This is a genomic window from Aliibacillus thermotolerans, from assembly GCF_027853235.1.
Classification (GTDB): Bacteria; Bacillota; Bacilli; order Bacillales; family Marinococcaceae; genus Aliibacillus; species Aliibacillus thermotolerans.
Genome location: NZ_WKJG01000035.1, coordinates 23,881 through 35,050 on the forward strand (window position 1 = coordinate 23,881; position 11,170 = coordinate 35,050).

General features: G+C 41.3%; 9 protein-coding genes and 4 tRNA genes. 2 read left to right on the forward strand and 11 right to left on the reverse strand.

Annotation, left to right across the window (positions count from 1 at the left end):
• Nucleotides 1-142: 142 nt before the first annotated feature.
• Both GJS40_RS05785 and GJS40_RS05790 read left to right on the forward strand, forming a co-directional pair.
• On the forward strand, nt 143-1,297 hold the full coding sequence (locus GJS40_RS05785; protein WP_270896849.1) for an acyl-CoA dehydrogenase family protein: 1,155 nt from the start codon (nt 143-145) through the stop codon (nt 1,295-1,297).
• A gap of 224 nt (nt 1,298-1,521) precedes the next feature.
• The gene (locus GJS40_RS05790; protein WP_270896851.1) at nt 1,522-2,136 is read left to right on the forward strand and encodes an ABC transporter permease; all 615 of its coding nucleotides are present in this window, start codon (nt 1,522-1,524) and stop codon (nt 2,134-2,136) included.
• Between the two features lie 228 nt (nt 2,137-2,364).
• Here GJS40_RS05790 and GJS40_RS05795 read toward each other — a convergent pair whose 3' ends face one another.
• The 11 genes from GJS40_RS05795 to GJS40_RS05845 form a co-directional block, all read right to left on the reverse strand.
• Entirely contained in the window at nt 2,365-3,603 is a 1,239-nt protein-coding gene (locus GJS40_RS05795) for a S1C family serine protease (protein WP_270896853.1), read from the reverse strand.
• A gap of 44 nt (nt 3,604-3,647) precedes the next feature.
• On the reverse strand, nt 3,648-4,442 hold the full coding sequence (locus tag GJS40_RS05800; RefSeq protein ID WP_270896855.1) for an MBL fold metallo-hydrolase: 795 nt from the start codon (nt 4,440-4,442) through the stop codon (nt 3,648-3,650).
• 19 nt (nt 4,443-4,461) lie between these two features.
• The gene (locus GJS40_RS05805; RefSeq protein ID WP_270896857.1) at nt 4,462-5,286 is read right to left on the reverse strand and encodes a two-component system regulatory protein YycI; all 825 of its coding nucleotides are present in this window, start codon (nt 5,284-5,286) and stop codon (nt 4,462-4,464) included.
• A gap of 14 nt (nt 5,287-5,300) precedes the next feature.
• Nucleotides 5,301-6,605, reverse strand: a complete 1,305-nt coding sequence (locus tag GJS40_RS05810; protein ID WP_270896859.1) for a YycH family regulatory protein — start codon at nt 6,603-6,605, stop codon at nt 5,301-5,303.
• Entirely contained in the window at nt 6,602-8,437 is a 1,836-nt protein-coding gene (walK, locus tag GJS40_RS05815) for a cell wall metabolism sensor histidine kinase WalK (protein WP_270896861.1), read from the reverse strand. Before walK ends, GJS40_RS05810 begins: the two co-directional genes overlap by 4 nt.
• 1 nt (nt 8,438) lies before the next feature.
• Entirely contained in the window at nt 8,439-9,146 is a 708-nt protein-coding gene (yycF, locus tag GJS40_RS05820; protein ID WP_270896863.1) for a response regulator YycF, read from the reverse strand.
• Between the two features lie 734 nt (nt 9,147-9,880).
• Nucleotides 9,881-10,012 (reverse strand): hypothetical protein, encoded by a 132-nt coding sequence (locus tag GJS40_RS05825; RefSeq protein ID WP_270896865.1) that lies wholly within the window; start codon nt 10,010-10,012, stop codon nt 9,881-9,883.
• Nucleotides 10,013-10,186: 174 nt separating this feature from the next.
• A tRNA-Phe gene (locus GJS40_RS05830) sits at nt 10,187-10,262 on the reverse strand.
• A gap of 128 nt (nt 10,263-10,390) precedes the next feature.
• Nucleotides 10,391-10,466: transfer RNA gene (locus GJS40_RS05835), tRNA-Asp, on the reverse strand.
• A 330-nt stretch (nt 10,467-10,796) separates the two neighbouring features.
• Nucleotides 10,797-10,871: transfer RNA gene (locus tag GJS40_RS05840), tRNA-Glu, on the reverse strand.
• Nucleotides 10,872-10,891: 20 nt separating this feature from the next.
• Nucleotides 10,892-10,967: transfer RNA gene (locus tag GJS40_RS05845), tRNA-Lys, on the reverse strand.
• Nucleotides 10,968-11,170 lie beyond the last annotated feature (203 nt).

The window sequence follows — 11,170 nt, forward strand, 5'->3', positions numbered from 1 at the left end:
TATCATCACCTTTTTGATATTCCTTTGGATAATGAACAATTTATCATATAAAATCCGATGTGTAAAGTATGTTTTAGCTTCACACTTATGATAATATAATATTAAATCAACATGAAAAGTATAAATAAGGATGATGAATACAATGAATTTCTTTGATTGTAAAGACCAAAAAGAACGAATTGAATTAATGAAAAAACATGCGAAAGAGTTTAGTAAGAACGCGGAAAAACATGACCGCGAAGGATCGTTTCCTTTTGAAAACTTCCGCGTCTTACAAGCGTTAAAATATCCTTCCCTTACGATTCCGAAAGAATATGGCGGGGGAGGTATATCGCTTACTGACATGCTGGAATTGCAAGAAGTCATCGCACAAGCTGACGGACCGACCGCGCTTTCAATTGGGTGGCACATGGGAATCATCATGCAACTAGGAGAAAACAAAGCATGGAAAGAAGAAACGTATAGAAAAGTAGTAGAAGATGTCATAAAAAACGGTTCCCTTTTAAACAATACTGCCAGTGAACCGGCAACCGGTAGCCCTACTCGCGGGGGACGTCCAGAAACGACGGCAACAAAAACAGAAAACGGTTGGACGATTACCGGGCGAAAAACTTTCACCACCCTCGCACCAATCCTCACTTACTTCGTCGTAAGTGCTGGCATTGAAGGAACAGACAAAGTCGGAAATTTCCTCGTACACCGTGATGATGAAGGGGTTTCTATTAACTACACGTGGGATGTCGTCGGTATGCGTGCCACCGGAAGTGAAGACCTCATTTTAGAAAACGTACAGCTAGATGAAGACGCGTTCGTACAGGAACTTGTTCCGGGACAAAAAGAAGCAGCCGGATGGCTCCTTCATATCCCAGTCTGCTACTTAGGAATCGCACAAGCAGCCTTGGACTACAGTGCAGCATACGCCCAAGAATATTCACCGAACAGCATCAAAGGAACGATCTCAGAACTACCAAACGTCAAACAAAAAATTGGAGAAGCTGAACTTCTTCTCATGCGAAGCCGTCATTTCTTATACTCGGTATCGAAAAAATGGGACGCCTCTCCTCAAGAAGAACGACTACAAATGAAAAACGAATTATCAGCAGTAAAAAATTCTGTAGTAAACGATGCCATCAATGTGGTAGACCTTGCCATGCGAGTCGTAGGGGCAAAAAGCCTCAACTTAAGCAACCCACTCCAACGCCACTACCGCGACGTCCGCGCAGGCCTCCACAACCCACCAATGGACGACATGACCATCATGAACCTAGCCACACAAGCGTATGAAAGGAATAAGTAGAAAGAGCGGAGGCGACTGTTCACGAGCGACAAGCGATGGAAGGGCGGTGAAAGAAGCCGCTCTTTGGCTTCTTCGGCGACCTGAGGCGATTCGAGCGAGTAGGCTCTGAAGCTAGACAGAGAAAAGCGGAGGCAACCGTTTAGGCGCGAAGGCGGGGGAAGGGATGGCAGTTACAAGTAAAACTTTTATGTGAACGCTTTTTAGGTCCTGCGAGAAAAAATAAGTTGCATGGAGCTGTCATAAGACACTTATTTTTCCTTTCATGGATTCACGAAGCAGGATATTCTAAAAGTCAGCTTGTATTACGAAACATTCAGTTTTCGATAGAACCGGGTGAACTGATCGGCTTCATTGGTCCCAATGGGGCGGGAAAAAGTTCAACGATTCAATCACTCCTTGGGGTCATTTACCACGTGAAAAGAAATGTACACTTATCTAACTACGCTTATATTCCAGAAAGGCTAATCTTTTTATTAAAATCATCTTTCAGTTTGCGATGGGATTCGAAAAATCACAGAACGAATCAACCGCTCCTTTTTCGTCACTCCACGTCCATCTTTCGTACAAAATCGAAAGATACCGGGTTACTTGAACTGTTAATAAAAAGTTTTCTTCGTCATAAAGTGTACGTGAGCAGTTATGGACAGATGGTAGGAATTTCACTCTTTGCTATTTCTCTCGTTCCTTTGTGGATAAAATGGCTTATCTTGATTGCTTTTATTCTCTTTATCCATTCTTGGCTCAAAAGCGTGCTGCAACGAATGTTGGACCACACTTTTTCACGGTCATTCCTTACGATGAAAAGGATATCCCGAATGTTTCAACATTTTTCTCTTTGATCTAAAAAAATTGTCCACAGATTTTATCCACATATGCACAAATGTTTGGTATTCTTTCTGCTTTTTCATCGTTCATTTCCACTTTCCATTTTAACTTATCCACAGTTAATACTAGTTATCCAAAGAGGTTGTCCACATTGTCCACTGTTTTTCCTTCTTGACAAAACGTTTTTGTGGATAAAATAAAGCCCAGCTCTCATGGCGAATGAGAACTGGGTCTTTTTTTATTTAGAAATCGTGCTGTGCTTCCAAGGTAATCTCGGTCGTTTGTTTTTCGCCGTTCCGGTAGAAAGTAACTGTCACCGTGTCGCCAACTTCTGCTTCGGTATATAAATACATTCTTAAATCATGCCCATCTGAAATTTCTACTCCGTCAATTTCCACTAGAACGTCATACTCTTCTAAGCCGGCTTTTGCTGCTGGTGATGGTGATGCGACGTTTGTTATAAATACGCCTTCATTTACTTCTGGAGGAAGTCGTAACGTTTCTTGCCAGTGGTAGCTTGGAATTTCGGATAAAGAACGAATACCGATTCCCAGTTGTGGACGAATAACTTCTCCATGAAGTTCTAAGTCTTCAATCACTGGAATGGCAACAGATGTTGGAATGGCAAAACCGATCCCTTCCACCGCTGACTCCGCAATTTTCATCGAGTTAATCCCGATTAACTGTCCCTCAATGTTAACAAGTGCTCCCCCACTATTTCCCGGATTAATGGCTGCATCTGTTTGGAGTACTTCCGCGTTCCAATCCGGACGCCCATCGCCAGTCAAATCAACGGGAATGCTGCGTTCCGTCGCACTAATAATTCCTTGGGTGACCGTGTGAGATAGGTGAGTTCCCAATGGATTTCCAATCGCAATGGCAGGTTCCCCAACTTTTAAATTGTCTGAGTTCCCGAATTCTGCCACCGTATCCACATGCTCCGAGGGAATACGTAAGACAGCCAAATCAGTAAGTACATCATAACCAACAATCTCGGCTTCCACCCGCTGTTCATTAGCTAAACTTACCTCTACTTGATTTGCTCCGTCAATCACATGCTGGTTTGTTACGACAAAAGCAGAATCTCCTTCTACTTTATAAATGACACCGGAACCGGTTCCGCGGTTCACTGCTTCCGCATCGTTTTGCCAAAATTCATTTCGCTGTAAATTAAAAACCCCAACGACCGCGTCAGACACGCGATCAACCGCTTCGGTAATATCCGAAGAAACCGACAAGTTTACACTTTGTTCCGGGCCGCGAAAAAGATTGTCTGTCGTACTCGTTTCTTGATTATTCGTCGTATTCGGTTTTTCTTCTGTAGGTGACGAAAGTAACCCCCCTTCATAGAAAAAAGGGATGAGAAAAAGAATGATTAGTGCCCCGATGATCGCACCAATAAGACCAGATAAACCAAAGCGCCATCGCTCTTTTTTATATGTTTTATTGCCATCGTTCATGTGGTCATTATAGTAACCCATAATTCGTTTCCACCTACCTTTTAATTCTTTCTTTTGCCATCTCTTTATAGCGTACAAAGAGGAGTTGCTTTATAAGGATCGGTATCGTACAGATGAAAAGAGTGGCCTACTCCAGTGTCTTGCTCTTCTAATATTTGACTCACTGTCATCCGAGCCAACTCTTTCATGTTGTTATCTTGACTCAAATGCGCTAAATAAATACGCGATGTAGCATCTCCTACGATTTCCGATAAAGCAAGGGCTGCGTCTTCGTTGGAAATATGGCCAGCATCTCCTAATATCCTTCGTTTCACGTTCCACGGATAACGTCCCATTCGGAGCATGTTTAAATCGTGATTTGACTCAAAAATATAGGCATCGGCGTTTTTTGCCACACCTTTGATTTCATCACTGACATACCCCATATCGGTCGCCAACACTAATTTCTTTCCTTCATGGTGGAACACAAAAAACATCGGATCAGCTGCATCGTGAGAGACGCGAAAAGATTCCACGTCTAAATCGTTAAACTGTTTCACCGTCCCACATTCAAACAAATATCGTTGATCCGGATGAATTGTTCCTACACTTTTTTCCATCGCTTTCCATGTTTTTTCGTTCGCATATATTGGTAATTGATATTTACGTGCTAACACGCCCACCCCTTTGATATGATCGCTATGTTCATGAGTAACTAAAATACCATTCAGTTGCTTCGGATGGCGGTCTATTTCTTGAAATAATTGTTCTATCTTTTTTCCGCTCAATCCAGCATCTACGAGCAAACGCTCTTTTTCTGTTTCTACGTAAATGGCATTCCCCGTGCTTCCACTCGCAAGTACGCTAAATGTTAGTCCCATTCCTCTGTTTCACTCTCCACTACGATATTTGTTGTTCTTCTGTCTCCCCTTCATTCGTTACTTCTTCTTCCACTCCAAAAGAATCTTGAACAGAACCATCAATGGCATGGACGAGATAACTGGAATCATCATTAATTTTTATATTGTACATCGGTGCAAAAACGTGGCTATAGCCAGATGGGCTAAATAAACTGTAATAACCGAGTTGAACGGACGTTACTTGATCGTTAAAAGATAAAATTCCTTCGTTAAGCAACACTTCAATGGCTTTATAAGGAGGGAGCATATCCTTTTCCTTCCCTTCCTCTTCAAACACTAAATAACTTTGAACGTACCCTTCAATTTCATTATTTTCATTAAAAAAGAGCACGAGTGGGCTTTCATCAGAAGTGACAACGGTACTGTTTTGGTACGTTTGATTAAATTTCATTTGTCGCAGCTCGCTATCCCAACTGGCATACACGTACTCTTCTCCATTCCATACGTGCTCTTCTAAAAAATTCCTTACGTCTTGGGCAACATCAGAAACAGCATAAGGCTCGTCTAACACGACTTCTATAAATGCATCATTTAAAACGTGAATCTCATCATCACTTTCCGTGATCCATTCCACCTCTTGGACAATTTCTTTCGGTTGACCGACAATATGATTAATGGCCTCTCGTTCTTCTGGTAGCTCTTCCGTGACGGAAATGTTCATATCAGCAAGCATTTCATTTACTGTTGCTTGTACTCTGACATTAATATCACTTGCGTTGATTTTTTCCATTAATTGAAATGCTAAAAAGGTGTTGAGGAGAAGAAAAGTAATGATAAATATTGATTTGATACGACTCCAATCCATTTGTTTCTCTCCTCCTAATCATTTAGATCGACCGAATACCATGATCCATCCACTTGGACATACCAACTTGGTTCAAAGTGAATCACTAAATGATCGGTGCGGTCCATTTTGTAACCAATTCGTATATTTTCTATTTCTTGTGGTCCAAATTTTTCTTCCACGTAATTTAGTATATCTTGTCCTGCCGCTAATTCCATTGTCCGTTTCGCATCCAGTGGACTTTGATCTAAATTATAAAGGGGTCTTGAAAATTCTGTTACTTGTCCCCCGGATCTTGTCACATGGATGGAAGCAAGATCTCTACCGCGGGACTCAAATACCGGGAGTCCGTCAATGATCATCCGATATGTGGCATTCTCTTCTTGACTGGCCACATTCCAATCATACAACCGATAATTATCGGTCCATCCACCATAAGAATTAATAAAATCAAATGTCGTTTGAATGACATGCTGTTGTGAAGTATTTGGAGTTTCACTATAAATCGGATGCACGTAAGTTAAATAACTTCCGCCACCTTCAAGACTCATCATACGATTCCCGTCGGTAAAGGAAGATTCACGATTGTCTTGGTAATATTGCTTCACGGAATCAATATCACTAAACAACACCCTCAAAAAGTGATGGCAGTCAATCGGTGTCGACGTATCCGAAATGGTATCAAGAGTGACCGGCTCTTTCGGTAAATAAAGTGTCTTTGGTAATTTTGCACTTTCATTCAATGTATAAGCAAAAACGTTCGGGAATTGCTCTGTTTGAGCAAAATAACGATTTCTAAAATTAGAAACACTAAAATTCGTCTCTCCTTCTAAGACGACTCCTTCGTGAAAAGATATAAACTTGACCGTTAAATGATCAATATCTCCCCCTTCATCAAGCAGGATGATCCGGTCTACCGTATCAATAGACAGTTGTGGCATGTCCATTTCAAACGAAAGGACTTTATTTAAAATCGAAGCGGGGATTGCCGTTGGGAAAATAATTTCCATCACCCGCTCTCCTGACAATAATTGATCAAGATCTGCATCTTGTTGCAGTGTAATTTCTTCAAAACGGGAATCAAGAAGTTCTCGATAAAAAACAGAAAATAAACGATCGGAGCCATTCATTGACGTGATCTGGTTTCCTTTATGCATCACCATCTGTTCCGGCCAAATGACGTCGTGCAAGCTTAATTCTGCTCCGACATTTTCACTTTGAACATAATCTTGCTCGTCTAAGAGCGCATAATTAGGCTGATACGTCCAAAGTTGCCATGTTAAAAATAGACTAGCTACTACAAGTAAAGACAAAACCCATGATTTCACTCGCTCCATCATGCCGAACCACCTGCTTTTTTATAACGAGAATAAGGAAGGGTAATGCTAATGGTCGTTCCTTGTTGCCAAGCACTTTCTACATCTATTTTTCCTCCATGGGCTTCCACCAGTTCTTTCGAAATAGCAAGTCCTAAGCCCGTGCCACCAAGACTTCGTGCCCGTGCTTTATCGACTCGGTAAAAACGATCGAATATTTTTGCCTGGTTTTCTTTCGGGATTCCCACCCCTTCATCACTAATCTCGATATCTACTTCGTTGGCGCGCGCTATGACTTGAATCGTAATAGTACCACCTTCTGGTGAATATTTTACTGCGTTCGAAAGAATATTATCAAACACTTGTATCATTTTATCTTTATCCAAATCCACATACACAGGATGATTCGGAATGCGGTTTTCAAAGCGAATATCTTTGTCTTTTTTATCTTTCGTAACCATTTCAAAGCGCTCTGATACTTGGGTTAACATTTCCCCTACATCAATTGTTTCAAAATCTAAATGGAAATCTTCTCGGTCCATTTTGGAAAGTTGTAATAAATCGTTGACGAGACGAATCATCCGCTCTGTTTCATTTTGAGTGACTTTTAAAAATTTCGGTCCTAAAGTTTCATCGTGCATCGCCCCATCTTCTAACGCTTCTAAATAACTTCTTAACGTAGTGAGCGGCGTTCTTAATTCATGGGAAACATTTGCTACAAATTCCCGTCTTTCTCGTTCAATTTTTTCTTTATCGGTCACGTCATGAAGGACGGTAATAAGCCCATTCACCGGGCCTTCTTCTTCTTGGATCACAGAGAAGTTCGCTTCAATTAGAAATTCTTCCTCATCGGTGCTAAAATCAAGCAAAATCGTGTCTGTATAGTCATATAAATCACTTGGAGTGAGCGTTTCGGACAAACGGAGAACTTCCGGAAGGGATTCCCCCAATGCATCCTTACTGTCAATTTGTAACAACTGCTCGGCACGCACATTCATTAAAATAATTCGTCCTAACTCATCGGTGGCAATCACACCATCCGTCATATGAGTCAATACGGAACTTAGTTTTTTCCGTTCCCCTTCCGTCGTTCGATGTGCCTCTTTTAAACTCATTGTCAGCTTGTTAAAGGACTCTGCCAACTGACCGATTTCATCTTGTCCATACACTTTCACTCGGCGGGAAAAGTCACCGGCTCCCATTGCTTGCGCTTGCTTTTTCATATCAACAATAGGACGGGTGATTGTCTGAGATAGTAACACTCCGATAATGGCAGTAATGACAAGGGCAATTATCGTCCCTGTGAGAAAAATCCCATTAATCTCCTCTAATTCTTGGTATATGCTTTCCATCGAAGCCTCAATATAAATAGCACCAAGAATCTCTCCATCCGCTTCTACCGAATGGGTCATCACACGAAGTCTCTCTCCTGTTTCTGGGTCTCGTACGAGCTGCTCATCCTCCATCCCCATTAACGCCCGAGTGACCCGAATCTCCGTGCTTTGTTGTCCAACAATGTGCTGTTCATTCCAATTGGATGTACCGATTACTTCTTGATTTGCATTAATCACTCGGACGGTGGAATCTTCAATGGAGAAAAATTCATGCAATAAATCTGCGATGTCATCTTGCAGCGGTTCTTCTTTTTCATCTCGCTCTCTTGTCATTTCTTGAAGAACGTTATATTCAAGCAAATCCGCTCGTTCTTTTAACATTTCGTAATGGCTCTCTTCTAAATGCGATCCAAGTCTACCGGTGAAATAGACACCGATGACTTGGATCGCAATAAAGATAAGCAATACGAAAATCACGATCATTTTCACATGGATCGATTTAAAAAAATCGAAAACTTTCATCTTATTTCTCCTGATCAGGGTGTTTTAAATAATAACCGACCCCACGTCTTGTCACAATCCAGACAGGGTAGCTTGGATTATCTTCTACTTTTTCGCGCAAACGCCTTACAGTGACATCGACCGTACGTACATCACCAAAATAGTCATATCCCCAAACTGCTTGGAGTAAATGTTCTCGCGTCATCACTTGTCCAATATGACGAGCGAGATAATGAATCAGCTCAAACTCCCGATGCGTTAAATCAATCGGCTCCCCGCGTTTCAGCACTAAATAGGCATCGGAATCAATCGTTAATTCTCCAATTTCAATTTTCTTTTGTTTCGTCGTATCTTCTTCCGGCGTAACCTGTAAACGCCGTAAGTTTGCTTTCACTCTTGCAATTAATTCCCTCGTGCTAAACGGTTTCGTTACGTAGTCATCGGCCCCAAGTTCCAAACCAAGAACTTTATCAATCTCCGCATCTTTTGCGGTCAACATAATAATTGGCATATCATGGTTTTTACGGATTTCTCGACAAACTTCCATGCCGTCTTTTTGAGGAAGCATAATATCGAGCAAGACAAGATCCGGTTCAAATGCCTCCACTTTTTTCAATGCTTCCTCTCCGTCATAAGCCACTTCTACCTGAAAGCCTTCCTTTTTTAAGTTGAAGTCTAATATATCTGCAATCGGCTGCTCATCGTCAACGACTAAAATTTTCTCATCCATTTTATCTTCGCTCCATTTCCTCATTTTCTTTCTATCGTTTTATTTCATTTCCTGTCAGTTTCCAAAATAGATGATGAAAAAGATGAAAAAATTCTTTCATTATATTGTAACATAGCCATCCCGTTTTTCCTTACTGCTATCGCTAATTTCGACAAAGATATTAGAAAAGCTCGGTGTGTCGCCAAGTCCTATGGCAAAGCAGATCATGGCAGAAGCCAAAGCAGGCTTTTGTCATGATCTTTCACCGCCTTCACACCTAAGTGGTTACTATTACTTTTTAAAACTGTCCAAAAAAATGAAACATTCCCATCCGTTTTGTTATGACGATGATTCATGAGAAAAGTTGCATCGTTTTCTATGTACTTTTCTAAACTCCCATAGGAAAAGCGAACCAACCGAGATGGACGATTGGCTCGCTTCTTTCATTTGTATGAAACCATTTATCAATTTCATAATTTTAATATTTTTAATTTTCTAAATATATTTTACTCGTTCATCACTTCAGAATGTACCTCTAAAAGTTCTTTTCCACCTTCTACTTCATTTGCAAAACTCCCAAGCTGCTTGTGTCGTTTCCTTCCATTCCGCAATTTCTTCTTCTGTCGGATAATAAATCTCAACTCCCATGCCTTCTTCTAATTTAGCATACACTTCTTCCCCTGCTTGAGCGATTGTTTCATGAGGCTGTCTAATAAGTTCTGAAAAATAAATCGAGAGTTCCTTTCAACAATCATTTAGCGTCGAAACGGTGCCATACATCGTGCATGGATTGCTTTCACAATGGTGTTTGGATTGAAACGGTACCATGATCCATTCATCGCTTGTTTCCACAAACTATTTTTGAATGAAACAGTGTTATGAGCCATCCATGGCTTACTTCCATCAAAAATTTGGTGTTGGAAACATGCCTATTCGGTCAAGAGACGTTTCCAGAAGCAATTTTTGATGAAGCGGTAACAAAAAATGTCCAAAAAGTCACCAATCATGACTTTTTGGACAGCTCCTTTTTTCTATTATCTATAATGTATGTACTATAGCAATGGTGGCTCGAGACGGAATCGAACCGCCGACACGAGGATTTTCAGTCCTCTGCTCTACCGACTGAGCTATCGAGCCGTTTCTAAGTTTCTTGCATCACATTTTTATTTTTCTCTCGCACGACGTCCTCTGTCCGCTCCTCTAAATGACTCTTATGATGAGGTGATGCGTTTTCTTAAGAGTGATTCATTACTAATTTAAAAGAATGGCGGGCCTGACGGGACTCGAACCCGCGATCTCCTGCGTGACAGGCAGGCATGTTAACCGCTACACTACAGGCCCTTTTTGTGAAGAATAAGCTGCGAATCTCTTCGTCAGCTGCACTCGTTCAGTCAGTCACGTACGAGGTACGCTCCTTCCTTCTCTCACTTGCTTCCTCGACCTTCTTGCTTCTTCTTCACAAAAAGATAGAGGAAGAATAAGCTGCGAATCTCTTCGTCAGCTAAACTCGTTCAGTCAGTCACGTACGAGGTACGCTCCTTCCTTCTCTCACTTGCTTCCTCGACCTTCTTGCTTCTTTCTTCACAAAAAGATAGAGGAAGAATAAGCTGCGAATCTCTTCGTCAGCTAAACTCGTTCAGTCAGTCACGTTCTGAAATTACCTTTAAAAATTGGTGACCCGTAGGGGATTCGAACCCCTGTTACCGCCGTGAAAGGGCGGTGTCTTAACCACTTGACCAACGGGCCACTCTGTTTATGTATAAAAATGGTGAGCCATGGAGGATTCGAACCTCCGACCCTCTGATTAAAAGTCAGATGCTCTGCCGACTGAGCTAATGGCTCGTCAACATTATTTATCAAGACGACAAGTTAAATTCTATCATGATAATATTTTCTTTTCAAGAAAAATTTTCATTGTGTCTGAGTCAACCATTTGTGGGCAACTTTTTGTGAACCCCAATAATTGTAAGCGGATTCACTCTTGCTGGGTACTCCTTTGAAGTGCTATTAATCTCTTTTTAAAAGCCTCTCAATCCTTTGAGCGC

Coding starts and splice junctions, on each gene's coding strand:
- GJS40_RS05785 (WP_270896849.1), top strand. CDS start 143: ATGAATTTCTTTGATTGTAAAGACCAAAAAGAACGAATTGAATTAATG.
- GJS40_RS05800 (WP_270896855.1), bottom strand. CDS start 4,442: ATGGGACTAACATTTAGCGTACTTGCGAGTGGAAGCACGGGGAATGCC.
- GJS40_RS05795 (WP_270896853.1), bottom strand. CDS start 3,603: ATGGGTTACTATAATGACCACATGAACGATGGCAATAAAACATATAAA.
- GJS40_RS05805 (WP_270896857.1), bottom strand. CDS start 5,286: ATGGATTGGAGTCGTATCAAATCAATATTTATCATTACTTTTCTTCTC.
- GJS40_RS05825 (WP_270896865.1), bottom strand. CDS start 10,012: ATGGCTCATAACACTGTTTCATTCAAAAATAGTTTGTGGAAACAAGCG.
- GJS40_RS05810 (WP_270896859.1), bottom strand. CDS start 6,605: ATGATGGAGCGAGTGAAATCATGGGTTTTGTCTTTACTTGTAGTAGCT.
- yycF (WP_270896863.1), bottom strand. CDS start 9,146: ATGGATGAGAAAATTTTAGTCGTTGACGATGAGCAGCCGATTGCAGAT.
- walK (WP_270896861.1), bottom strand. CDS start 8,437: ATGAAAGTTTTCGATTTTTTTAAATCGATCCATGTGAAAATGATCGTG.